The sequence below is a fragment of the Streptomyces sp. NPDC008092 genome, assembly GCF_042957285.1.
Lineage (GTDB): Bacteria > Actinomycetota > Actinomycetes > Streptomycetales > Streptomycetaceae > Streptomyces.
The window spans coordinates 59,665-82,530 of sequence record NZ_JBIBHY010000010.1 but is presented as its reverse complement, the minus strand read 5'-3'; the positions used below and the strand labels follow the sequence as shown (position 1 = coordinate 82,530).

The following is a 22,866-nucleotide window of genomic DNA, read 5'->3' as shown; positions in this document are numbered from 1 at the left end:
TGTCTCATCGGATCCACTCGACCGGGTGGTTTGAAACCCGGGAACGCACCAATAGTGATCAGAAACCACTGCGGTAACGCGCGACGGGCCGATGTCACCCCTCCAGCAGCCGCTGCCCCACGTACTCCCCGGCGGCCGCACCACCCGGCACCGCGAACAGGCCGCTGGCCTCGTGCCGGATGTACTGCGAGAGAGCGTCCCCGCGGTCCAGCTTCCGCTGCAGCGGCACGAACCCGCGCAGCGGATCCGCCTGCCAGCAGACGAAGAGCAGCCCCGCGTCCGGCGTCCCGTCCGCGCCGATGCCGTCGTGGTACGAGAACGGGCGCCGCAGGATGGCCGCGCCCCCGTTCTGGTCGGGCCGGGTGATCCGGGCATGGGCGTTGACCGGGACGACGTACTCCCCGTCGGACCTCGCCTTCTCCAGGTCCATCGGCGTCGTCTCGGTGCCGCCGGTCAGCGCCGCCCCGTTCGACTTCTTCCGCCCGATCACGTTCTCCTGGGCCGTGAGCGACAGCTTCTCCCAGTCGTCGAGGAGCATGCGGATCCGGCGTACGACAGCGTATGAGCCGTTCGCCATCCACGCCGGGTCGCTCGAACCGCTCGCCGGTACGAAGATCCGCTTGTCGAAGTCGGCCTCCGTCGGCTTCGGGTTGCGAGTGCCGTCCAGCTGGCCCATGAGGTTGCGGGCCGTCATGGGGTGGGCGGTGGCGCCCGGGGTGCGGTTGAAGCCGTTCATCTGCCAGCGGACCTTCGCCGCGCTGCCCGCGTCCTTCTGGACCGCACGCAGGGCGTGGAAGGCGACCAGGGCGTCGTCGGCGCCGATCTGCACCCACAGGTCGCCGTTGCTGCGGGTCTTGTCGAGGTGGTCGGAGGAGAAGTCGGGCAGCGGGTCCAGCGAGGACGGCCGCTGCTTCTCCAGGCCGGTACGCGTGAAGAAGCTGTTGCCGAAGCCGAAGGTGATCGTCAGCGCCGAGGGACCCGCGTCCCGGGCCACGTCCGTGTCGTCCTGCGTCATGGGTTCGCCCGCCATCAACTGCTGGGCCGTCGTCGACCAGCGGCGCAGCAGCGCGGCGGCCTCGGTACGGCCCGCGCCCGCCGCCAGGTCGAAGGCGACGAGATGGCCGCGCGCCTGGAGGCCCTCGGTGATGCCCGGCTGATGTTTCCCGTGAAACATCGCCCGGTCGGAGCCCACCGAGCTGAGCGGGGTGGCCTGGGCGGGTGCGGCCGCGTAGCCGACGCCCGCACCCGCCGCGCCGAGCACGAGCCCGGTGGCCCCGGCGGTGCCGAGCAGCGCGCGCCGGCTGACGCCCCCGGCTGGGGGAACCTCGGCGGCAGGGGTACGGGCCTCGTGGACGGACTGGGACTGTTCGGGCATGGTGCGGTTCAGCCGATCTGCGCGTTCTTGGAGACGGTCACCTGGTCGATGTCGGAGGTCCGCACGGTGACGGAGACCTTCCAGTCGCCGGCGATGGGGATCTGCACCCCGTTGGCCGCCCAGTGCCCGGTGGTGATGTGGTCGGGGTTCACGGGAAGCGGTCCGAGTTTCTTCGCGTCGAGGGTGAAGGCGACCTTCACCTCGGGGATGTCGAAGGCCCGGCCGTTGGGGCGCTGCACGTAGACGTGCATCTCGTTGCTGCCCACGGTCGCGGGGTCCAGGTCGACGCGGACGACGCCCTTGCCGTCCGTGCCGCCGGTGTCGAAGGACATGTCGAGGGTCAGCGCGCCGCCCGAGGACGAGCTCGATGCCGAGGAGGACGAGGCGGCCGCGGTGGCTGCCTTGGCGTCCTGCTCGGTACGGCCCGGCTCGGTCTGCGTCAGCACGGTCGTGACCGCGAGCAGGGCGACGGCGACCCCGGCCTCGGCGAGCACCGAGCGGCGCAGGCCGAAGCGGTGCGGGTCGGCGTCCCGGAGACGCTTCTGCCGGGCGGTGTCCATGGCGGACTGCTGCCGGGCGAGCTGGGCGGCCCGCTCGGGGCTGCCATCGGCGGACGTGGCCTTGCCGGAGACGCCGGTGCCGGACGCAGCGGAGATGCCGGCGGCAGCAGAGATGCCGGTGCCGGACTCGGCGGCCTTGCCGGAGGCCTCCTTCGTGGCGACGGACGCCTTGACCGTCTCCTTCGTCCCCTCCGCCCCCCTCTCCTCAGCCGCCTCGTCCTCTTCTTCCTCTTCGGCGGCCTTCGTCTCCGTCTCCGCTTCCGTCACTCCCGCAGCCGCGAGCCGCCCCGTCCACCGTCGCGAGATGGACGCGATGCCGACGAGCAGTGCCACGAGCCCGATCTTGACCAGCAGCAGCTCGCCGTACGCCGTGTCGGTGAACGCCGACCAGGAGCCGAGCTGGCGCCAGGACTGGTAGATGCCGGTGGCGACCAGCGCGAGCACCGACCCGAAGGCGACGCGGGAGAAGCGGTGGACGGCGGCGGACTCGACGGGGGCGTCGGCGGGTGCCCGGTAGAGGGCGACCAGCAGTGCGGTGAGGCCGCCCAGCCAGGCGGCGACGGCGAGCAGGTGGATCACGTCGACCGGCATGGCGATGCCCGGCTGGAGCCCGGTGGAGGCGTGCTCGGCCATGGCCCAGCTCGCCGCGAGTCCGGCGGCCACGACGGTCCCGCCGATGGCGAGCCCGAAGGTCAGGTCGCGCTTCTCCTCTTCCTCGCGCTTGTCGTAGGCACCGAAGAGGACGGCGATGAAGAGGGCGGCCGCCGCGAGCAGCAGCAGCCGGGAGACCAGGGCCGCGCCCGTCTTGGTCTGCAGGACCTGGCCGAGGAGGTTCAGGTCGAAGATGTCGCCGACGCTGCCGGAGGTCGTGTAGGAGCCGCGCAGGAGCAGCAGCCAGAGGGTGGCGGCGGTGAGCGTCAGCCAGCCGCCGACGACCAGGCGCTGCATGGCCCGCACGCCGGAGCCGCGCTGCCAGCAGGCGAGGACGAAGGCGGCGCCGCCGACGAGCACGATGTACCCGGCGTACGACATGTACCGCCCGAAGCCGTAGAGCCAGCCGACGACCCCGCCGCCCGCCTCCTGGTCCCCGACCGAGGCGACGGTCGTGGAGGGCGCCCCGACGGAGAACGTGAAGGCGCCGGCGACGGGGTGGCTGTCCGCCGAGACGACCTGCCAGGCGACGGTGTACGTGCCCTTGCCCAGCCCGCTCTTGAGCTGCACGCCGTACGTCGTCCCGCTCAGGTTGCCCGGCTTGGCCAGGTCGACCCGTTTGCCCTTGGGGTCCAGGACCCGGATCGAGTTGTCGTTCATGGACACGTTCTCGGAGAACGTGAGCGAGACCTGGTCGGGCGCCTTGGTGACCACCACCCCCTGGGAGGGGTCGCTGCCGGTCAGCGCGGCGTGCGCCGAGGCCGGCCCGGCGCCGGCCAGCAGCGCGCCGGTGACGGCGAGGAACAGCAGCACCAGGGTGCGCAGGCGGGGGGTGATGGTCCGCATCAAGGTCGGTCCTCCCTCAGTGTCCGGTCGACGGGTTGTACGTGGCGGACTTCACCGGCATCTCGACGGTGAGCGGACCGGATTCGGCAAACTTGAGTTTCAAGGTGATCGTGTCGCCCTGCTCGGGGCGGTGCTTCAGCTTCTCGAACATCAGATGGTTGCCACCACTTTTGAACACGAGTTGACCGTGTGCGGGCACCTGGAAGGAGGTGACCTCCTCCATCGCCCCGCCGTTGGTCTCGTGCATGGTGATCTCACCGGCGGAGGGGCTCGTGACGGAGGTCAGCTCGTCCTTCGTGCCGCCCTTGTTGGTGATCGTCAGGAAACCGGCGGCCATGTCGGCGGAGACCGGCTGAGGCATGTAGGAGGCGCCGACGGACAACTCGGCCCCTGAGGAGCCGGAGGAGCCCGAGGCGCTTGACGAGCCCGAGCCGCCGCAGCCCGCGAGGACAAGAGTCCCCGCGACGGCTATCCCGGTCAGGGCGAGGGGTTTCACGGGTTTCCTGGGTTTCACGGGTTCTCCCCCAGGATCAGCTTGGGGAGGTCCTTGGTGTAGTCGTCGACGGTGGCGTTCTCGCCGTAGAGGACGTATCCGCCGTCGGTCTTCGGCGAGAACGCGATGACCTGGGTGCCGTGCACCGAGACGACCTTGCCGGTCTTCTTGTCCTTGTGGGTCGGCTCGATGGAGATGCCGAGGGTGCGCGCACCGGCCTGGATGGTGGCGAAGTCGCCGGTCAGCCCGACGAAGCTCGGGTCGATGCCCTTGAGCCACTTGCCGAGCTCGGACGGGGTGTCGCGGGCCGGGTCGGTGGTGACGAACACGATCCGCAGCTTCGCCTGCTCGGCCTTGGACAGCGCCTTCTTGGCGACCGCGATGTTGTTCATGGTCAGCGGGCAGACGTCGGGGCAGTGCGTGTAGCCGAAGTAGACCAGCGTGGGCCTGCCCTTGGTCTCCGCGCGCAGGTCGTACTTCTTGCCGTGGGTGTCCGTGAGCACCAGGTCCGGCTTCTCGAACGGCGTGTCCAGGATGGTCGCGGCCTTGTTCGAGGTGTCTCCGGAGACCACGGTGACGGGTGACTTCGCGTCGTCGTCGCCGCTGCCGCAGGCGGAGAGGGTCAGGGTGGCGGCGGCGAGCAGCGCGGCCGCGGCGAACGTCTTCTTGCGCATACGAAAATGTCCCAGATGTGAGAGATCCGGCGCGCACCGGGGGGCCGTACGACAGCTGTCCGACAGCTGCGGCAGCGACGGACTCCGGCTGGCGGAATCCGGCTGACGAACCGCAGCTGACGAACCGCGGCTGTCGGGGTCGTACGACAGCGTCGCACGACCCCCTGTGCGCGTTACGGACGCGGAACTCAGGCCTCGGTGCCGGTGGTGGACCGGCGGCGGCCGGCGAGGACGCCGTAGGCGACCCCGGCCGCGCCGACGACGATGCCGACGACGCCGAGTACGCGGGCGGTGGTGTCGCTGCCGCCGGCGGAACCTGCGTCGTCGGAGGCGGTGGTCTCGGTCTTGGCGGAGGTCTCCTCGGCCGTGTCCTCGGCCGTGGCGGACCCGTGGTGGTCGTCGGTGGCGGCGGACAGCGCGAGGACCGGGGCCGGGTTCTCCGGCTCGTCCTGGCCCTCCTGCTGGACCTCGATCCAGCGGACGACCTCGTTGTTGGAGTACGTCTGGACCGCCTTGAAGACCAGTTCGTCGGTGTTCTCGGGCAGGGCGCCCACGGAGAGCGGGAACTTCTGGAAGTAGCCCGGCTCGATGCCCTTGTCCTCGGCGGTCCAGGTGACCTTGGTGACCGCCTGGTCGATCTTCTCGCCGTGCATCTCCAGCGGCTTGGCCAGCTTGGACTTGGTGACGTCGATCTTCCAGCCGGCCATCGGCTGCGGCATCACGGACGCGATCGGGTGGTCGGCGGGGAAGTTGACCTCGACCTTGGTGGTCGAGGCGTCGTCGCGCTCGTTGGGGACCTTGAAGTCGATGACCGCGTAGCCGCCCTTGGCGGCGGTGCCCTCGGGCTGCACGCTGACGTGCGCGAACGCGGGCGAGGAGACGGCCAGCACGGCCGTGCCCGTGACGGCGGCGACGGCGGCGATACGAGAGGCCTTCATGGCGGAAGCCTTCATGGCAGGGAGCACTCCACTCCGAGTGAGTTCTGTCGTTGAGGGGGCGCGTGACAGACCGAAGGCCGAAAGCCGAAGCCGAAGCCGAAGCCGAAGCCGAAAACCGAAGCCGAGAGCCGAGAGCCGAAGTCGAAGTCGAACGCCGAAAACCGAAGGTCGGAAGTCGCAAGTCGAAGATCGAAAGTCGGAGGTCGGAGGTCGGAGACCGGAAGTCGGAGGTCGGAAGCGGCCGTCGGAAAGCGCACGCGCGTGTGCCGCACGACGGCGGCCGGCCCCTCCGGATCCGGGCGGACCCCGGGGAGTGGTGCTCTGGTCGCGTCGTGTCAGGCGGCGAGAACGAGTACGGCGGCGGCCGCGGGCGGCCCGCGCCGGATCACCGAGTGCTGGAGTGCGACGGTGCGCGGGGCGGGCGGTATGTCCCAGGCGCTGCGACGGCCACGCGCGGGTGCCTCGGGTACGGCCACGAGCCCGGCGCACAGGGCACGCGCCAGCGCGAGCGCCCCACGCAGGGAACGGATCAGCGCCCCCTCGGCGACCCCGTGCGCCGAATCGGCCGACAACTGGATCAGCCGCAGCAGCGCCAGGTCGCCCCGGCGCAGCAGCCAGCCGGCCACGACGGCCGCGAGGACGTGTCCGAGCAGCATGGGCAGGGAAGGCAGCAGCGAGCCGGAGGCCGCGGTGGCGTCCGCGGCACGGGCCGCCCCGCTCGCGCCGGCGGCCGGGGCCGAGGCGCTGAGATGCGCGTCCGTGAGGATCTTGTACGCGTGGGCGGGGCTGATCTGCGCGGCCCCGGCCCCGCACACCAGCCGGGCGGCCCGTTCCACCAGCGAGGCGTCGCTCATGGACAGCGCCGACACGGCCGTCGTCGACGGCATGGCGGACATCGAGGACATCGACATCGAGCCGCCGGACGACATCGAGCCGCCGGACATCATGGACCCGCCGTGCTGACCGAGCCCGAACAGCGTGTGGAGCACGGTCTGGAGCACCGCGAGCAGCGCCACGATCCCGGGCAGCGAGCGGGCCCGGCCGGCCAGCGGGGCGACGAGGGCCAGGGTGCCCAGGAAGCCCGCGCCGAGCGTCCACAGCGGAACGGTCGCGCAGGATGCCAGGGTGTGCCCCGCCGCGGCCAGCACCACGCAGAGCGCGGCGAACACCGCGGCCCGCAGGAGCCGCAGTCCGCTTCCGGTGCGCGCCGTGCGCGGGTGGGGGGCAGTCATGGCGGGCTCATCATCGCACTGGACCCGCACCCGCTTTGCGTCAGGTCCGGAAGATTCCGTTACACGGAGATTCCGTTGCGGCCGGGTCGGCGGCCGGGGCCGCGCCCGGGTCGGTGGCCGGGTCGGTGTTCGGGAGAAAGAACCGAAAGATCATCCTTGTGGCGAACTACCCGCTCATACACCGAAACCTTCACCCGCGCATCCCCCGGATGGGCGTTCTCACATGAACGGAGTGCTTACACCCGCGCACGGGTGGCAATAGGTATCGGTATGTCGAGCCGCGGCCAGGAGGCTGGAGCATGAGCATCTGGTGGTCCCTCCATCTGCGGCGTGAGGCCGCGAGCGTGCCGCTCGCCCGCCGGCTGCTGATCGGCACGATGGAGACGGCGGGCGTCGATCCCGACGTCTCCTACGACCTCTCCGTCGCCCTCAGCGAGGCCTGTGCGAACGCCGTCGAGCACGGCGGGGCCGGCCGCCCCTCGGAGGCGTACCGGGTCACCGCCTACCTGGACGGCGAGAAGTGCCGTATCGAAGTGGCCGATTCGGGTCCGGGGCTCGCTCCCGGGTTCGCCCGTACCCAGGACCTCAGGCCCGCCCGTCCCGACGCGGAGAACGGGAGAGGTCTCTGTCTCATCAGAGAACTCGCGGATCACGTCCACATCGGCAACAAGCCGGGCCGCGGCGGCACCGTGGTCAGCTTCGACAAGATCCTCAAGTGGAAGAAAGATCCTTCCCTGCTTTCGGCATGACGCTCGCTCCCGCATAACACCCGCGCTAGGGTGCGCGCATGATTCTCAGAAAGATTAAAGAAAGCCTGCTCATCCCAGGCGTGATATTGCGTCCCATTGCCGTCGGCGATGCGAAAGCGCTGTGCGCCGCATACGTCGGCAGCCGAAGCCATCTCGAACCCTGGGAACCGGTCAGACCCGAGTCCTTCTTCACTGTCGAGGGCCAGACCGAGCGCATCGAAGGCCTGCTGGGACAGGCCGCGGACGGTCTCGTGGCCCCCTGGATCATGGAGTCGGACCGGGACGGCGGGATCGTCGGGGCGATCAGCCTTTCCGGGATTTCCCTCGGCCCTTTCTGCAGTTCCTACGTGGGCTATTGGGTGGCCGGTGATCAGCAGGGCCGAGGTCTGGCCACCGCCGCCCTGGAGCGGGTCTGCGAGATCGCCCGGGATGTGGTGGGACTTCACCGGATCGAGGCCTCCACCCTGATCGAGAACACGACGTCCCAACGCGTGCTGAAGAAATGCGGTTTCGAGACGATCGGGGATGCCCCGCAGTATCTGCACATCAATGGAGAATGGCGGGACAGCCGGCTGTTCCAGCGGATCCTGCACGGCCGCGCCCCGGCGCTGTGACCAGTGGCTTCCCGACTGGTTCAGCTTCCTGGGCGTTCACAGGCGGTTGCCAGCTCCTGCCCATGCCCCTGACAAACGGCGTTCCTAACTTCGTCGGCCATGACGGGAAACCACAAAAACACGTCGATCACCCGCCGCCGTGCCCTCGCGGTCTCCGGCGGCACGGTGGCGGCCGGCGGCCTCGCGGTCGCCGGCTTCCAGTCGGCCTTCGCCGACACGACCGACACCAGCGCCGACGCGGACGCCACCGCCTCCGCGAGTTCCACCAGCAGTGAGTGCATGACGCTGATGAGCAGCGTCACGGAAGGGCCGTACTACCTCGATGGTGCCTTGGTGCGCAAGGACATCACCGAGGGCAAGGCCGGCGTTCCGCTGACCCTCCGCCTGACCGTCGTCGACGCCACCGACGGCTGCACCCCGGTCAAGGGTGCCGCGGTCGAGATCTGGCACTGCGACGCCTGGGGCTACTACTCCGGCTACACCACCGCCAACCCCGGCGGCTCCGCCCCCGCGGAGAGCGAGGAGGGCGACTCCGCCAACGACAACACCTACCTGCGCGGTTACCAGATCGCCAACGCCAACGGGGTCGTCAAGTTCGAGACGATCTTCCCGGGCTGGTACACCCCGCGCACCTGCCACATCCACGTGAAGGTGCATACGGGCGGCGAGAAGGAGGACGGCACCTACGAGGGCGGCAAGGTCAACTACACCGGCCAGCTGTTCTTCGCCGACGACATCGCCGAGGAGATCTTCACGCTCGACCCCTATGCGAAGCACACCGGCAGCTACACCGTGCTCGCCGACGACATGGTGTACGACGGCGGTGGCGCCGCCAGCGGTCTGCTGACCCTGAAGGCCGTGCACAAGAAGGACCCCTCGAAGGGCTACAAGGGCTCCCTGACGCTGGGCGTCGACCCGGACGCCGAGAACACGGGCGCCGGCAGCGGCGGCGGAGGCACCCCGCCGAGCGACGCCCCGACGGGCACTCCGCCGAGCGACGCCCCCAGCGACAGCGCCTCCCCTTCGGCCTCCGCCTCCTCATAAGGTAAGGGACATGACAAGCCGCGAGGACGACGCGCTGGCGCAGGCCGCCGTGGCCGCGCTCACGGGTCAGCTGGCCCTGGCTCCCAAGCCGGGCCTGCCCGACCCCCGTGACCTGGACGCCCGCAGCACGCGCCGGGAGCACGACAGTCTGCGCTGGTCGGCCAGGGCGCTGGCGCCCGGCCTCGCGGCGATGGCCGCCTCCGCCCGCCGTACCGGCGAGGCCACGCCGGTGCTGCGGGCGGAGCTGGGCGCGATCGGCCGGTGCACCGAGCACTCGGTGGGCCTGGCCGGCGGCGGCCACAAGGGCGCCCTGTGGGCCCTCGGGTTCCTGGTCGCCGCGGTCGCCCTGGACCCCCGTGCCAAGGCCCGCGAGATCGCCGCGAACGCCCGGAAGATCGCCGCGTTCAACGACAAGGGCGCCCCCAAGCGCCCCTCCCGGGGTTCCTCGATCTCCGTCAAGTACGGCGCGGCCGGTGCCCGGGGCGAGGCCCGGGCCGGATTCCCGCACGTACGCAGGGCGCTGGACGCCCTGGCAACGGCCCGCAAGGCGGGCGCCACCGAGAACCAGGCCCGCCTGGACGCGTTGATGACCGTGATGTGCACCCTCCAGGACACCGAACTCCTCTACACGGCGGGTCCGTTGGGCCTGCGCCAGGTCCAGGCGGGAGCACGGGCCGTACTGGAGGCCGGCGGCTCGGCGACGGAGGCGGGCGCGACAGCACTCCGCACCCTGGACGCAGACCTGCACGAGAAGGGCTGGAGCCCGCGCGGCAGCGCGGGCCTGCTGGCCGGCGCTCTCTTCCTGGATGCGCTGCCGATTCCTACCTAGGGGCGCTGGGGGTACCCCCGGCCGAAGGCTGGGGGAGGAACTGACCGGCCACCGACTACCCGCAGAACGCAACGATGGCCGGGCACCCACTCGGTACCCGGCCATTCCGCTTCTGTCAGCCCTTGAGCGAAGCCATCCAGCTCTCGACCTCGTCCGACCGCCGCGGCAGCCCCGCGCTGAGGTTCCGGTTCCCGTCGGCCGTCACCAGGATGTCATCCTCGATCCGGACGCCGATCCCCCGGTACTCCTCCGGCACGGTCAGGTCGTCGGCCTGGAAGTACAGCCCCGGCTCGACGGTCAGCACCATCCCCGCCTCCAGGACCCCCTCCACATACGTCTCGGTCCGCGCGGCAGCACAGTCGTGGACGTCGAGCCCGAGCATGTGCCCGGTGCCGTGCAGCGTCCACCGGCGCTGCAGACCCAGCTCCAGCACCCGCTCCACCGGCCCCTCCACGAGCCCCCACTCGACGAGCCGCTCGGCCAGCACCCGCTGCGCGGCATCGTGGAAGTCGCGGTACTTCGCACCCGGCTGCACCGCCGCGATGCCGGCCTCCTGGGCGTCGTACACGGCGTCGTAGATCTTCTTCTGGATCTCGCTGTACGTGCCGTTGATCGGCAGCGTGCGCGTGACGTCGGCGGTGTACAGGCTGTGCGTCTCGACGCCCGCGTCCAGGAGGAGCAGGTCGCCGGAGCGCACCGCGCCGTCGTTGCGGACCCAGTGCAGCGTGCAGGCGTGCGGGCCGGCCGCGCAGATCGAGCCGTAGCCGATGTCGTTGCCCTCCACGCGCGCGCGGAGGAAGAACGTGCCCTCGATGTAGCGCTCGCTGGTGGCCTCGGCCTTGTCGAGGACCTTCACGACGTCCTCGAAGCCGCGGACCGTGGAGTCGACGGCCTTCTGCAGCTCGCCGACCTCCCACTCGTCCTTGACCAGCCGCGCCTCGGAGAGGAAGACCCGCAGCTCCTCGTCGCGCTCGGCGGTGACCTTGTCGGTCAGTGCGGCCTGGATGCCGGCGTCGTATCCGCGGACGACCCGCACCGGGCCGGTGGCCTCGCGCAGCTTGTCGGCCAGCTCGCGCACGTCGGCGGCGGGGATGCCGTAGAGCGCCTCGGACTCGGTGAGGGAGTGCCGGCGGCCGACCCACAGCTCGCCCTGGCCGGAGAGCCAGAACTCGCCGTTCTCGCGGTCGGAGCGGGGCAGCAGGTAGACGGTGGCCACGTGGCCGTCGTCCTTCGGCTCCAGGACGAGTACGCCGTCCTCGGTCTGGTTGCCGGTCAGGTACACGTACTCGACGGACGCCCGGAACGGGTAGTCCGTGTCGTTCGAGCGGGTCTTCAGGTTGCCGGCCGGGATCACCAGGCGCTCGCCCGGGAAGCGGGCGGACAGCTCGGCGCGGCGGCGGGCGGTGTGCCCGGCCTGCTCGATGGGCTTGAGATCGCGCAGCTCCGTGTCGGCCCAGCCGGACTTCATGCTCTCGGCGAGCTCGTCGGACACGCCCGGGTACAGGCCGTTCTTGCGCTGCTTGATCGGCTCTTCCGACTCGGTCTCCGGGGTCTCCGGATTTTCCGGGGTGAGCTCGTCGGACACGGTCATCCTCCTCGACACTGCAGTGGAACCCGTCCATCGTACGGTCGTACCGGACGGCGTCCCAGGGACCCGGGGCCCACAGCCGTGTGAGGTGTCTCCGCCTCCCCCTCCGGCCCTCCTTCTGACTGACCGGTCAGTCGAAACGGCACATCAGCCGAAATCGCACATCAGCCGAAATCGCACATCAGCCGAAACGGCACGTCTGCCGAAACGGCACGTCTGCCGAAACGGCACGTCTGCCGAAACGGCACGTCTGCCGAAACTGCACATCGCCGAAACGGTACGTCAGTCGAAGCGCGCCGCCAGCAGGACCACGTCCTCCTCGCTGTCGGCCTCGTCCAGGCCGTCCGGCAGCACCGTGCGCAGCACGTGGTCGGCGATCGCCCCGGGGTCGTGGCGCAGCGCGCGCGGGATGCTCGCGGCGGCCGTGTGCAGCCGGGCGAAGGCGCGGTCCATGGGGTCGCCGGTGCGGTGCAGCAGCCCGTCGGTGTAGAGGAGGACGGTCTCGCCGGCCTCCGCCTCGATCTCCACGCTGGGCGCCTCCCAGCAGGCGAGCATGCCCAGCGGCGCGGACACCGAGGTCTCCGCGAACTCGGTGCGGTGCTCCCCGATCAGCAGCGGCGGGCTGTGGCCGGCCCCGGCGAGGGTGACCTTGCGCAGCGCGGGCTCGCAGTAGGCGAACAGGGCGGTGGCGGAGCGGGCCGGTTCGGTCAGCCGCAGCAGCAGTTCCAGGTCGGAGAGGACCGCGACCGGGTCCTCGCCCTCCATCACGGCATACGCCCGCAGCGAGGCGCGCAGCCGGCCCATCGCGGCGACCGCGCTCGGCCCGGAGCCGGTGACCGAGCCGACGGCGAGGCCGAGGGCGGCGTCTGGGAGCGGCAGCGCGTCGTACCAGTCGCCGCCGCCGCGCGGGCCGGTGCGGTGCCGGGCGGCGAGCTGGACGCCTGCCACCCGGGGCAGCCGGGAGGGGAGCAGCTCCTCGGCGATGGTCGCCATGCACGCGCGCGTGCGCTCGACCTCCAGCAGCCGGGCCAGGTGCTCGGCCGCGTACCTGACGTACAGGCCGGCCAGGTGGCGCCGGCGCTCGTGCGGCTCGGCCGGTTCGTCGTACAGCCAGGCGACCGCGCCGAGCCGGCCGGCCGCGTCGCTGACGAGGGGGAGTGCGTAGCTGGCGGCGTAGCCGAGCCGGGCGGCGACCTCGCGGTGGCGCGGGTCGAGGCCGTCCTCGGCGAACAGGTCGGCGTGCACGGTCTCGGCGGCGGTACCGGTGTCGTACGGCAGCGCGCCGCGCGGGACGGTCTCCAGGTGGCCGAGGTCCGCGCGGCCGAGCCCGAGGCCGAGCGTGGTGTGCGGGCCCAGTCCGTCGGCGGGCTCCAGCGCGACCAGACCGCGCCGGGCGCCCACCAGGGCGGCACCGGCGCGCAGCAGCTCTTGGAGGGCCGGCTCCAGTGCGTTGCTCCGGGCGAGCCGTTCGGTCAGTTCGTGGAGGGTGGTGAGGTCGGAGACCCAGCCTGCCAGCCGGTCCTGGAGCACGGTGCCGGGCGCCGGGGCGGCGGGGGGCTGCGGGACCGGAGGCGCGGCCGGGGTGGCCGGAACAGGGTGGACCGGTGCGACAGTGTGTGCGGGAGCGGGGACCGTTGAATCGATTCCAGCCACTTTCGGAGGGTGCGGGGCGTTCATCGCGTCCGGCTTTCAGACCTGTGCGTATTGCTCAAAAGCATCGCAAACCCCCATGTCTTTCTGCGCTGCTGGCAGTGTCTCCACATGTACACGCACTCGTGAGGAGATGTCCAGCATTGTCCTGCCGGGATTCCTGGTGTCCGTGGGCCTCTTGGGGTGTTCGCGAGAGGTTCTCCCGGACGGCTTGCACAAAAGCAAAGTTGGCTTAAAACTGACTCGGGCAGCGGTTCACTGCGGTCGACTGGCCTTGCTCCACGGAGCGTCACAGCGGTCGTGATGGGTACGTACTCGGAGAAGGCCAGGGGTGGTTGGGAACCACCCGGAACCTGGCGACGGACCCGGGCGTCTTAACCACCGACGACCGTGCCCCATCCTCCCGTGGCGGAGGCGGAGAGAAACACTGGGAACGGCAAAACGCCAGACTTCGCCACCCCCACGCCGTGGCCGTGCTTTTGATAGACGCAGTACGAGACGTAGTACGAGCAGTACAAGCAGTACGAGCAGTACGCGGTACGAGCAGTACGACGCAGTTCTTGTGAACGCGGGCGCGGCCCCCGCTCGACCCCCAGGGGGTTCCCCTTGCCCAGCGCAGGGGTGTGATGCGCCAACAGGTACGCACAGTGAAGTGATCGACACATGATGTGATGTGGTCCACGGTGTTGCCAGCGGTGCAACGGAAAGGAACGAGCGCTCATGCGCGAGATCCTCGGAAGGCGACGCAGGCTCCTGTCCAGGCGGAACGACAAGGGGCCTGAGTTTCTCGGCGCGGCCCTGACCTTCGCGACGGAATGGCAGTGGCCCGTACTCCCGGGCGTGGCTCCCGACCCTCAGGGGCGGGCCCGGTGCGCGTGTCCCGACCCCGAGTGCACGGTGCCCGGTGCACACCCCTTCGACCCCGGCCTGCTCGCCGCCACCACCGACGAGCGCATGGTCCGCTGGTGGTGGGGCAACCGGCCGACGGCCCCGATCGTCCTCGCCACCGGAGCCGCCGGCGGCACGGCGCCCTGCGCGGTCAGCCTGCCGGCCCTCGCCGCCTCCCGCGCCCTCGCCCTCCTCGACCGCCGCGGCATGCGGCTCGGTCCGGTGGTCGCCGCGCCCACCCGGTGGGCGCTGCTCGTCAAGCCGTACTCCATGGAGCAGCTGGGCGAGCTGCTCTACGCCAAGGACTTCGTCCCCGGCTCGCTCCGCTTCCACGGCGAGGGCGGCTACCTCGCCCTGCCGCCCTCCGAGACCGGCCAGGGCGCCATCCGCTGGGAGCGGGCCCCGCTGCCCGGCTCGGCGAAGCCCTGGGTGCCCGACGTGGAGGCCGTGGTGGACGCCGTGGTCGACGCCCTCACTCGTACGGGTGTGAGCGCACCCGAGTTGTAGGGGTGTCGGGCGCGCAAACCCGGCTTGCCGCGTCCGCCTGGTTACCCTCCGCACATGAACGTGCGTCTACTCGCCCTTGCGGGCGTCATGGTGTGCGCGGTCGCGCTGCCGCTGGCCGTGGCGTCCGCAGGACAGGTGGGCGATGCCGCCGTACGCCCCGCCCGGCACGACGACGAGAAGCTGCCGGTGCCCGTCAGGTCCCCGCTGGTGCTCGGCCTCGGCCTCGCCACGGCCGCCCGCTGCGGTCCCGAGCTCACCTCGCCCGACGGTGTCGAGGCGCAGACCTGCGTGATGGCCCAGGGCGCGGACACCTGGGCGCGCACCTACTACCGCAACGCCACCGGGGCTGCCCTGGAGGGCGTGCTGAGCCTCCTGGGCCCGAACGGCCGCACCGTCCAGACGCACTGCGCCGCCGATGCCGCCGCCGACGACGAGCCCGCCACCTGTGAGACGCCCCGGGAGCACACCCGGGGTGCGCTGGACGCCTACACGGCCGTCACGGAGTTCGCGGCACGCGACGGCGACGGCGCACTGCTGCTGCGCTCCGCGAGCAACTCGGCGGACGCCGGTGCCGGGAACCCCGCCGCGAACAGCAACTCCTAGCAGTCAAGCGGGAGTTGACGATTCGCCGCGGTTCGTACACCGGACGCGGGCATGAAAAGGCCCGATTGCTGGCGACGGGGGATGCACCAGCAACCGGGCTACTGAGACGGTAACAAGAGATCGGCGGTTCGCAAATTCGATCTCGGCTATTCGGACACGTATTTGCTTGCCGTGTAGGGAAGTTGTGACAGGAGTCACCTGAGCCTACGGGCCTGGAGCGGCTGACCGACCGGTCAGCCGCCACCCCGTGTCCGCGCTGCTCGCCGGCCGGTCGTCAGCTGAGCGTGACCTGCCGGTTGGTCAGCCCGCCGCGGGCCCGCCGCTCGTCCGCCGTGAGCGGTGCCTCCGAGGCCAGGGCGGTCGCGAGCCGCTCCGCGAACTCGGCGGCGGGCTTCTCCACGTCCTCCGCGCCGACCTCGCTCGGCAGGTCCCAGACCGGCACGGTGAGACCGTGGGCACGGAAGGAACCGACCAGCCGGGTGCCCTCGCCGAGGCTGGACCGGCCCGCGGCATGCAGCCGCGCGAGAGCGTCCAGAAGCTGCTCCTCGGGATACGGCATGACCCACCGCAGATGGTTCTTCTCGGGCGTCTCGCACCAGTAGGCGGAGTCGACGCCGGTCAGCTTCACCGTCGGGATGGCCGCCGCGTTGGCCCGCTCCAGGGAGGCGGTCACGTCCGGGGTGGCGTTCTCCGCGTCCTGCACCCAGAACTCGAAGCCGTCGTGCACAACTGGCTCGAACGGGCCCTTGGGGTCGAGCAGGTCCTGCAGCCGGGGGCTGTCGGCGGGGGCGCGGCGGCCCTGCACCGGGGTGCCCGGCTCGGCGGCGAGGGCGCGCTGGAGGGTGTCCGCGAGGTCGCGGCTGATGTCGCCGGAGGCCGTGTCGTTCTGCAGGCCGAGCAGGACCGTGCCGTCGTCGCGGCGCAGCGCCGGCCAGGCCATCGGCAGCACCGTGGCGAGCGTGACCGAGGGGACGCCCTCGGGCAGACCGTCCTTCAGGGTCAGCTCGACGGTGGCGGCGGGGACCAGCTCGCGCAGCGCCACCCAGTCGCCCTCGCCGGCCAGCCCCTCGAACGGGCGGTGCACCAGCTCGGTCGCCGCGTGCGCCGCCGCCCGGCCGTGACAGGCCTTGTAGCGGCGGCCGCTGCCGCAGGGGCAGGGTTCACGGGCACCGACAACCGGATAGTTCACGTCAGCGCCTTCGGCGCGGGCGGCATCGCCGGGCTGCGGCCGCGTGGCCGTCGTCTGGGGTCGCTTCTTGGCCATCTGGGTGTCTCCCGGTTACGGCTCGTCTCGTACGGCGGGAGCCTAGCCGTTCATGCCCTGGACCACGGGAACCTGTGGACAACGGCGCCGACACCGACCGTACGGCCCACGGGCCCTGCGGACGGAGGCGCCGTCACGCATCCGTCCCGGCTCGGGGCGCCGAGGGCTCGGTCCAGGTCGTCGACGTCCCGGCTCGGGCCGTCGAAGGCTCAGTCCAGGTCGTCGAACGCGTCCGCGAAGTCCAGGTCGGCCATCTCCGGGACCGAGGGCGCCATGACGCGCGCGGCGAAGGCGTCGCGGCGGTCCCGGGTGCCCGGACCGCGCACGTCCTTCTGGACCACGACCCAGACGGTGACCTCGCCCCGGGCGTCGTCCCGGACGCCCCAGTCGTCGGCCAGGGCCGTGATGATGTTCAGCCCGCGGCCGCCGTGCGCCGTGACCGAAGGGGTCATCGGGGCCGGGCGGGTCGGGCCGCCGCCGTCCGTCACCTCGACGATCAGCCGGCCGTGCGTGTCCACCTGCCAGGCGGCCCGGACGTCGCCGTCCCCGGCCAGCGCGTCCCCGAGGGGGCGACCGTGTTTGCAGGCATTGCTCAAAAGTTCGGAAAGGATCAGTACGGCATCGTCGATGACCGCTTCCGACAGACCGCCCGTGCGCAACTGATCGCGCATGCGGTGCCTCGCCTTCCCCACGCCCGCAGGGCCATGGGGTACGGCCATGCTCGACGACGTGGGCACCTCCTGTGCCACCACCAACGCCACCCCCGAGACCTCCTTTGCCCCACGCCACGGTGTGGATGCCCCATCGGCCTGAACCGGAAACCGGCCAATGAATGTCCGGTGACGCATTCGCAACGAACGAATACACGCCGAACGCGCCGGAGCACTCCCTGTCACGGGGCGTCGCCGTATCCCCCAGATATGGCGACGTGTGGCTGAATTTCGATGGTGTGGCCGAGAAGTGAGGATGCTGTGGACGGGCTGTCGGGTCAAGGGGTGCGAGATGTCCTTACTCGACTCTTTATCTGAACCCCGGTCAGGACGGGTCCCGAACCCTGGTCGGGACCCGTCCTGACCAGGCGCAGTCGCCGGGACCCTCGTCCCCGGGACCCTCAGCGCCCCAGCCGGCTCAGCACGGCCGCCGGCCGGTTGGTGATGATCGCGTCGATGCCGAGCTCCACGCACAGGTCCACGTCCTCCGGCTCGTTCACCGTCCAGACGTGCACCTGGTGGCCGTTGCGCTTCAGCCGCTCGATGTAGGCCGGGTGATTGCGCACGATCCGGATCGAGGGGCCCGCGATCCGCACCCCGGCCGGCAGCCGCCCGTCGCGCAGCCGGGGCGAGAGGAACTGCAGCAGGTAGACGGTCGGCAGCGTCGGCGAGGCCGCCCGCACCCGGGCCAGCGACCGGGCGGAGAAGCTCATGACGCGCACCGGCGACTCCGCGGGGGCGGCCGGAGCGTCCAGCCCGAACCGCTTGAGCAGGACCAGCAGCCGCTCCTCGACCTGCCCCGCCCACCGCGTGGGGTGCTTGGTCTCGATCGCCAGCTCCACCCGCCGCCCGGCGTCCGCGACCAGCTCAAGCAGCCGCTCCAGCGTCAGTACGGAGGTGTCCGCGCGGTCCTCGGGCCGGAACTCCCAGTCGGGCTCCTCGTCCCGGCCGCGCCAGGCCGGCCCCTTCTTCCACGAGCCGAAGTCCAGGGTGGCCAGGTCCGCGAGCTCCAGGGCCGAGACCGCGCCCCGCCCGTTGGACGTACGGTTGACCCGCCGGTCGTGGACGCACACCAGGTGGCCGTCGGCGGTCAGGCGTACGTCGCACTCAAGGGCGTCGGCGCCGTCCTCGATGGCCTTCCGGTACGCGGCCAGCGTGTGCTCGGGGGCGTACTCGGAGGCCCCGCGGTGCGCGACGACCTGGATGCGATGCTGTGGTGCGTGGGTCACCGCGACATGGTGCCACCGAGCGGGGGTACCTGGGGGCACCCGCGATGCCGGTAAAGAGAACTTTTGTCGGACAAGCACTATATAAAGGTTGTCCGTGTACCCACAGCCACCGCTTATGGTGCTCTGACGCCCTGTGGGAAAAGCTGACGGCATACAAAAGCACATGCACAGCTGAATCGCGCCGGACCGACAGCAAGCGTGAAAGAGCGTGACCGAGTGCGACCGAGAAGAAAAGCCGTGGACCGAGGAGAGAAGCTGTGAGCACCGAGAACGAGGGCAACCCGGTACCCCCGGCCCCGTCCGCACCTCCCGTGCCGCCGTCGTCTCCCGCTGCCCCGCCGCAGGCAGCCGCGTCCGACGGCGGGGAAGCGCCGACCGCCCCGATTCCGCCGACGCCCCAGAGCGCGCCCGGCGCACCCGCCGGCGACCCCTACGGGACCGCACCCCAGGCCCCCGACGCCTCCTGGCCGCCCCCGCCCCCCGCGACCCCCTCCTACGCGGACCCCGGCGCGGGCGCCGGCGCCGCCTGGGGTTCGTCGTACGACCAGCAGCACCAGCAGTACGGCCAGCAGCAGCCGTTCCAGCAGCCGCAGCCCGCGCCGAAGAAGGGCAGCGGGCGCGGCGGCCTGATCGCCGCCGTCTTGGTGGCCGCGCTGGTCGCGGGCGGCCTCGGCGGCGGCCTCGGCTACACGCTGGCGAAGAACAACGACGACAGCGGCTCCACGACCATCTCCTCGACGTCCAGCGGCGGCGCCACCCAGGTCAAGCGCGCCGCCGGCACCATCGCGGCAGTGGCCCAGAACTCGCTGCCCAGCACGGTCACCATCGAGTCCGAGTCGACCAACGGCGAGGGCGGCACCGGCACCGGCTTCGTCTTCGACAAGCAGGGCCACATCATCACCAACAACCACGTGGTCGCGGACTCCCTCGACGGCGGCAAGCTGACCGCGACGTTCCCGGACGGCAAGAAGTACGACGCCGAGGTCGTCGGCCACGCGCAGGGCTACGACGTCGCGGTGATCAAGCTCAAGAACCCGCCGTCGGACCTGAAGCCGCTCGCCCTGGGCGACTCCGACAAGGTGGCCGTCGGCGACGAGACGATCGCGATCGGCGCCCCCTTCGGCCTGTCCAACACGGTCACCACGGGCATCATCAGCGCCAAGAACCGCCCGGTCGCCTCCAGCGACGGCAGCTCCACCAGCAAGGCGTCGTACATGAGCGCCCTGCAGACCGACGCCTCCATCAACCCCGGCAACTCCGGCGGCCCGCTGCTCGACGCCTCCGGCGCGGTGATCGGCATCAACTCCGCGATCCAGTCCGCCTCCAGCGGCGGCCTGGGCAGCACCGGGCAGTCGGGCTCGATCGGCCTCGGCTTCGCCATCCCGATCAACCAGGCCAAGTACGTGGCCCAGCAGCTGATCAAGACCGGCAAGCCGGTCTACGCGAAGATCGGTGCGTCGGTGTCGCTGGAGGACGGTTCCTCCGGAGCACAGATCACCGACTCCGGCTCGGGCGGCTCCGCCGCGGTCGAGTCCGGCGGCCCCGCGGACAAGGCCGGCCTCAAGCCCGGCGACGTCATCACCAAGCTGGACGACACGGTGATCGACAGCGGCCCGACGCTGATCGGCGAGATCTGGACCCACAAGCCCGGCGACAAGGTCGAGATCACCTACAAGCGCGGCGGCTCGGAACACACGGTCACCGTCACCCTCGGCTCCCGCGTCGGCGACAACTGACCCGCACCCGCCCGCACGAACCGGTTACTCTGTTCCCCGCGTCGCCGATCTCCGCCGACGCGGGGTGGGTTGCCCGAGCGGCCTAAGGGAACGGTCTTGAAAACCGTCGTGGCGCGAGTCACCGTGGGTTCAAATCCCACACCCACCGCTTGATGTTCACGGCCCCTGACCAGGTACGACGGTCGGGGGCCGTTGGCGTGTGCGCTCACCGTCGGAGGCGGTGGTGCTCCCTCGCCTCCCGCTCTATCGCGCACGGACGGGGCCCGGCTCGGGGGGCTGTGGTTCGTGCGGGGTGTTGTCGGTGAGTGCTGTGCGCGCGGCCTGCAGCAGTTCTTCGGAGATCGGGTTGCCCCGGGTGGCGCGGGCGAGGGCGAGGGCGCCGACCATGGTGCAGAGCTGGGCCATGCCGTCGTCGTCGCCGGTTGCCAGCCGGGCGGCCCGGTTCCGTACTCCGTCGATGTAGACCTGCTGGGAGCGGGCGGCCTGCTCGGGTTCGCGGCCCAGGTCGGCGGCGAATCCGGAGACGGGGCAGCCCTCCGCGGGATGGTCGCGGTGCCAGACCGAGAGGTAGTCCTCGATCAGGTTCCGGCGGGCGGCCGCGTGCTCGTGCTCCTCGGTGTGCTCCCCGGTGTGCTCCTCGAACGCCATGGCCGAGTGTGCCGCCTGCTCGGCGAAGGCGTGCACGATCGCCTCGCCGACCAGGTCCTCCTTGGAAGCGAACTGCTTGTAGAACCCCCCGTGGGTGAGCCCGGCGGCCTTCATCAGATCGGCGACGCTGACCGAGGTGCCTCTCTCGCGGAACAACCGGGAGGCCGTTGCCACGACGCGTTGCCGGTTCTCCTGTGCCTGCGCCCGGGACACGCGACCCATGCGATCACCCTCCTCAGATAGATGCCACTTGCCATCTATTCTACGCCCGGTTTAGATTGCGAGTGAAATCTATTTTGGTTCCGCAGAACCACCGACATCACTGGAGACCCACGTGGCATCACCACCCAACCCCGCCGACTCCCCGACGGCTGCCGAGTCCGTGCCCGCCGTGCTACCCGCCCCCGGGCGGAGGGTTCCCGAGGCGGTCCACCGCCGGCGCTGGGCCATCCTGGCCGTGCTCTCGTCCAGCCTCCTGGTGGTGATGCTCGACAACTCGGTCCTCAACGTGGCGATGAAGACCATCGCCCAGCCCGCCCCCGTCGGACTCGGCGCCACCCAGAGCCGGCTGGAGTGGGCGGTCAACTCCTACACGCTGGTCTTCGCCGGACTGCTCTTCACCGCGGGCCTGCTCGGCGACCGGCTCGGCCGCAGGAAAGTACTGCTCTTCGGCATGCTGGTGTTCGGCACAGGATCCGCGCTGTCCGCGCTGTCGGACTCCTCCGGGCAGCTCATCGCCTTCCGCGCGGTGATGGGCTTCGGCGCCGCCTTCATCCTGCCCGCCACCCTCGCGATCATCATGAACGTCTTCGAGCGGGACGAGCAGCCCAGGGCCATCGGCATCTGGACGGGCGTGGTCGGTTTCGCCATCGCCGCCGGCCCCATAGCCGGCGGCATCCTGCTGGAGCACTTCTGGTGGGGCTCGGTCTTCCTGGTCAACGTGCCGATCGTGGTCGCCGCGATGGTCGCGATGGTGGCGATCGTCCCCGACTCCAGGGACCCGCGGCCCGGCCGCCTCGACCCGGTCGGGGTGCTGCTGTCGATCGTCGGTCTGGCGCTCCTGGTCTACGGCATCATCAAGGGCGGCCAGCTGGGCGACTTCACCCGGCCCGGAGCCTGGGTGGCGATCCTCGGCGGCCTGGCGGTCCTCGCCGGCTTCGTGGTGTACGAGGCCCGCAGCGACCACCCGGCCCTCGACGTCACCTACTTCCGCAACCGCCGGTTCTCCGCGTCCGTCGCCGCCATCGGCCTGGTCTTCTTCGCCCTCATGGGCGTCACGTTCTTCAGCGTCTTCTACAACCAGAGCGTCCGGGGCTACAGCGTCCTGCAGTCCGGTCTGCTCGTGCTGCCGCTGGCCGCCTCCCAGATGTTCTTCGCCCCGCGGGCCCGGCTGGTCGTGGACCGCTTCGGTGCCCGGGCCGTGTGCGCCACGGGGCTCGTCGTGACCGCGGTCGCCTTCGCGGGCTTCCTGCTGCTCGGCCGGGACACCCCCATCTGGGTGCTGGAAGTGCTGTTCTTCCTGATGGGCACGGGAATGGCCCACGTGATGCCGCCCGCGACCGTCATGATCATGTCGTCGCTGCCACAGGAGAAGGCCGGCTCCGGATCCGCGGTCAACAACACGTTCCGGCAGGTCGGCGGAGCCATGGGGGTCGCCGTGCTCGGGTCGCTGCTGTCCACCGTGTACCGCGACGGCATCGACGGCCACCTGGGCGCACTGCCCGCCTCCGACCGGCATGCCGCAGGTGAGTCCGTGCAGGCGACGCTGGCTGTCGCCGCGAAGCTGGGACCGGCCGGCCGGGCGCTGGTGCGGCCCGCGAACGACGCCTTCATCCATGCCATGCACGTCACCGCCATGGGGGCCGCGGCCGTCGCCCTGGCCGGCGCGGTCGTCGTGCTGGTCTTCCTGCCGGGCAGGAAACCCCGTCCCGATCAGCGGTGACGCCGCTCCGGCCGACAGCCTGCCGGCGTCCTTCCGACGGCACCGCCGACGCGCCCCGATCACACCCGGACATCACCCCCACCCCGCGCACGCCCA

At 71.0% G+C, this 22,866-nt stretch carries 20 protein-coding genes and 1 tRNA gene; 9 read left to right on the top strand and 12 right to left on the bottom strand.

The genetic code is table 11. The features are described from left to right. Nucleotides 1–94: 94 nt before the first annotated feature. From efeB to ACFZB3_RS30250, 6 genes are all read right to left on the bottom strand, one after another. Nucleotides 95–1,375, bottom strand: a complete 1,281-nt coding sequence (gene efeB / locus ACFZB3_RS30275) for an iron uptake transporter deferrochelatase/peroxidase subunit (RefSeq protein WP_391380807.1) — start codon at nt 1,373–1,375, stop codon at nt 95–97. Between the two features lie 8 nt (nt 1,376–1,383). Then, the gene (locus ACFZB3_RS30270; protein WP_391380805.1) at nt 1,384–3,435 is read right to left on the bottom strand and encodes a copper resistance protein CopC; all 2,052 of its coding nucleotides are present in this window, start codon (nt 3,433–3,435) and stop codon (nt 1,384–1,386) included. A 13-nt stretch (nt 3,436–3,448) separates the two neighbouring features. Next, nucleotides 3,449–3,928: a copper chaperone PCu(A)C gene (locus ACFZB3_RS30265; RefSeq protein ID WP_391380803.1), complete on the bottom strand. Its 480-nt coding sequence runs from the start codon at nt 3,926–3,928 to the stop codon at nt 3,449–3,451. 14 nt (nt 3,929–3,942) lie between these two features. Next, entirely contained in the window at nt 3,943–4,599 is a 657-nt protein-coding gene (locus ACFZB3_RS30260; protein ID WP_391380801.1) for an SCO family protein, read from the bottom strand. A 188-nt stretch (nt 4,600–4,787) separates the two neighbouring features. After that, on the bottom strand, nt 4,788–5,537 hold the full coding sequence (locus ACFZB3_RS30255; protein ID WP_391381442.1) for a DUF1775 domain-containing protein: 750 nt from the start codon (nt 5,535–5,537) through the stop codon (nt 4,788–4,790). 335 nt (nt 5,538–5,872) lie between these two features. Next, nucleotides 5,873–6,769, bottom strand: coding sequence for a hypothetical protein (locus ACFZB3_RS30250; protein WP_391380799.1), 897 nt, complete (start codon nt 6,767–6,769; stop codon nt 5,873–5,875). Nucleotides 6,770–7,068: 299 nt separating this feature from the next. Between ACFZB3_RS30250 and ACFZB3_RS30245 the strand changes: the two genes are divergently transcribed. The 4 genes from ACFZB3_RS30245 to ACFZB3_RS30230 all read left to right on the top strand — a co-directional run bounded on the left by ACFZB3_RS30245 (nt 7,069) and on the right by ACFZB3_RS30230 (nt 10,005). Beyond that, complete coding sequence (locus ACFZB3_RS30245; RefSeq protein WP_362580760.1) at nt 7,069–7,518, top strand: ATP-binding protein; 450 nt, start codon at nt 7,069–7,071, stop codon at nt 7,516–7,518. A gap of 38 nt (nt 7,519–7,556) precedes the next feature. Beyond that, the gene (locus ACFZB3_RS30240; protein ID WP_391380796.1) at nt 7,557–8,132 is read left to right on the top strand and encodes a GNAT family N-acetyltransferase; all 576 of its coding nucleotides are present in this window, start codon (nt 7,557–7,559) and stop codon (nt 8,130–8,132) included. A gap of 99 nt (nt 8,133–8,231) precedes the next feature. Then, complete coding sequence (locus ACFZB3_RS30235) at nt 8,232–9,176, top strand: intradiol ring-cleavage dioxygenase (RefSeq protein ID WP_391380794.1); 945 nt, start codon at nt 8,232–8,234, stop codon at nt 9,174–9,176. A 10-nt stretch (nt 9,177–9,186) separates the two neighbouring features. Further along, nucleotides 9,187–10,005: a triphosphoribosyl-dephospho-CoA synthase gene (locus tag ACFZB3_RS30230; RefSeq protein WP_391380792.1), complete on the top strand. Its 819-nt coding sequence runs from the start codon at nt 9,187–9,189 to the stop codon at nt 10,003–10,005. Between the two features lie 115 nt (nt 10,006–10,120). On the opposite strand, the gene ACFZB3_RS30225 is transcribed toward ACFZB3_RS30230, so the two are convergent. Continuing rightward, nucleotides 10,121–11,590 carry an aminopeptidase P N-terminal domain-containing protein gene (locus tag ACFZB3_RS30225; protein ID WP_391380790.1) on the bottom strand — a complete coding sequence of 490 codons (1,470 nt, stop codon included), beginning with the start codon at nt 11,588–11,590 and terminating at the stop codon, nt 10,121–10,123. Nucleotides 11,591–11,875: 285 nt separating this feature from the next. Then, nucleotides 11,876–13,270 (bottom strand): SpoIIE family protein phosphatase, encoded by a 1,395-nt coding sequence (locus tag ACFZB3_RS30220; RefSeq protein WP_391380788.1) that lies wholly within the window; start codon nt 13,268–13,270, stop codon nt 11,876–11,878. Nucleotides 13,271–13,963: 693 nt separating this feature from the next. On the opposite strand from ACFZB3_RS30220, the gene ACFZB3_RS30215 reads away from it, so the two are divergent. Together ACFZB3_RS30215 and ACFZB3_RS30210 are read left to right on the top strand one after the other, a co-directional pair. Next, entirely contained in the window at nt 13,964–14,638 is a 675-nt protein-coding gene (locus ACFZB3_RS30215; protein WP_391380785.1) for a bifunctional DNA primase/polymerase, read from the top strand. Between the two features lie 54 nt (nt 14,639–14,692). Then, a complete protein-coding gene (locus ACFZB3_RS30210) occupies nt 14,693–15,241 on the top strand; it encodes a hypothetical protein (RefSeq protein WP_391380783.1) in 549 nt (182 codons plus the stop codon). Between the two features lie 274 nt (nt 15,242–15,515). Here ACFZB3_RS30210 and ACFZB3_RS30205 read toward each other — a convergent pair whose 3' ends face one another. The 3 genes from ACFZB3_RS30205 to ACFZB3_RS30195 all read right to left on the bottom strand — a co-directional run bounded on the left by ACFZB3_RS30205 (nt 15,516) and on the right by ACFZB3_RS30195 (nt 18,444). Continuing rightward, complete coding sequence (locus ACFZB3_RS30205; protein ID WP_391380781.1) at nt 15,516–16,505, bottom strand: DUF5926 family protein; 990 nt, start codon at nt 16,503–16,505, stop codon at nt 15,516–15,518. Nucleotides 16,506–16,714: 209 nt separating this feature from the next. Then, on the bottom strand, nt 16,715–17,353 hold the full coding sequence (locus ACFZB3_RS30200; RefSeq protein ID WP_391381440.1) for an ATP-binding protein: 639 nt from the start codon (nt 17,351–17,353) through the stop codon (nt 16,715–16,717). Nucleotides 17,354–17,616: 263 nt separating this feature from the next. Beyond that, a complete protein-coding gene (locus ACFZB3_RS30195; RefSeq protein WP_391380779.1) occupies nt 17,617–18,444 on the bottom strand; it encodes a glycerophosphodiester phosphodiesterase family protein in 828 nt (275 codons plus the stop codon). A gap of 257 nt (nt 18,445–18,701) precedes the next feature. Between ACFZB3_RS30195 and ACFZB3_RS30190 the strand changes: the two genes are divergently transcribed. Together ACFZB3_RS30190 and ACFZB3_RS30185 are read left to right on the top strand one after the other, a co-directional pair. Further along, entirely contained in the window at nt 18,702–20,180 is a 1,479-nt protein-coding gene (locus ACFZB3_RS30190; RefSeq protein WP_391380777.1) for a trypsin-like peptidase domain-containing protein, read from the top strand. Between the two features lie 63 nt (nt 20,181–20,243). Beyond that, nucleotides 20,244–20,328: transfer RNA gene (locus ACFZB3_RS30185), tRNA-Ser, on the top strand. Between the two features lie 95 nt (nt 20,329–20,423). On the opposite strand, the gene ACFZB3_RS30180 is transcribed toward ACFZB3_RS30185, so the two are convergent. Beyond that, nucleotides 20,424–21,050 (bottom strand): TetR family transcriptional regulator, encoded by a 627-nt coding sequence (locus ACFZB3_RS30180; RefSeq protein WP_391380775.1) that lies wholly within the window; start codon nt 21,048–21,050, stop codon nt 20,424–20,426. 112 nt (nt 21,051–21,162) lie between these two features. Here ACFZB3_RS30180 and ACFZB3_RS30175 point away from each other — a divergent pair, with 112 nt between their 5' ends. Further along, a complete protein-coding gene (locus ACFZB3_RS30175; protein ID WP_391380773.1) occupies nt 21,163–22,770 on the top strand; it encodes a DHA2 family efflux MFS transporter permease subunit in 1,608 nt (535 codons plus the stop codon). The last annotated feature ends 96 nt before the right edge of the window (nt 22,771–22,866 follow it).

Excerpts from the sequence above, each read along its gene's own strand:
- efeB (WP_391380807.1), bottom strand. The coding sequence starts at position 1,375 with ATGCCCGAACAGTCCCAGTCCGTCCACGAGGCCCGTACCCCTGCCGCC.
- ACFZB3_RS30260 (WP_391380801.1), bottom strand. The coding sequence starts at position 4,599 with ATGCGCAAGAAGACGTTCGCCGCGGCCGCGCTGCTCGCCGCCGCCACC.
- ACFZB3_RS30255 (WP_391381442.1), bottom strand. The coding sequence starts at position 5,537 with ATGAAGGCCTCTCGTATCGCCGCCGTCGCCGCCGTCACGGGCACGGCC.
- ACFZB3_RS30250 (WP_391380799.1), bottom strand. The coding sequence starts at position 6,769 with ATGACTGCCCCCCACCCGCGCACGGCGCGCACCGGAAGCGGACTGCGG.
- ACFZB3_RS30245 (WP_362580760.1), top strand. The coding sequence starts at position 7,069 with ATGAGCATCTGGTGGTCCCTCCATCTGCGGCGTGAGGCCGCGAGCGTG.
- ACFZB3_RS30240 (WP_391380796.1), top strand. The coding sequence starts at position 7,557 with ATGATTCTCAGAAAGATTAAAGAAAGCCTGCTCATCCCAGGCGTGATA.
- ACFZB3_RS30235 (WP_391380794.1), top strand. The coding sequence starts at position 8,232 with ATGACGGGAAACCACAAAAACACGTCGATCACCCGCCGCCGTGCCCTC.
- ACFZB3_RS30230 (WP_391380792.1), top strand. The coding sequence starts at position 9,187 with ATGACAAGCCGCGAGGACGACGCGCTGGCGCAGGCCGCCGTGGCCGCG.
- ACFZB3_RS30220 (WP_391380788.1), bottom strand. The coding sequence starts at position 13,270 with ATGAACGCCCCGCACCCTCCGAAAGTGGCTGGAATCGATTCAACGGTC.
- ACFZB3_RS30215 (WP_391380785.1), top strand. The coding sequence starts at position 13,964 with ATGCGCGAGATCCTCGGAAGGCGACGCAGGCTCCTGTCCAGGCGGAAC.
- ACFZB3_RS30210 (WP_391380783.1), top strand. The coding sequence starts at position 14,693 with ATGAACGTGCGTCTACTCGCCCTTGCGGGCGTCATGGTGTGCGCGGTC.
- ACFZB3_RS30205 (WP_391380781.1), bottom strand. The coding sequence starts at position 16,505 with ATGGCCAAGAAGCGACCCCAGACGACGGCCACGCGGCCGCAGCCCGGC.
- ACFZB3_RS30200 (WP_391381440.1), bottom strand. The coding sequence starts at position 17,353 with ATGCGTCACCGGACATTCATTGGCCGGTTTCCGGTTCAGGCCGATGGG.
- ACFZB3_RS30180 (WP_391380775.1), bottom strand. The coding sequence starts at position 21,050 with ATGGGTCGCGTGTCCCGGGCGCAGGCACAGGAGAACCGGCAACGCGTC.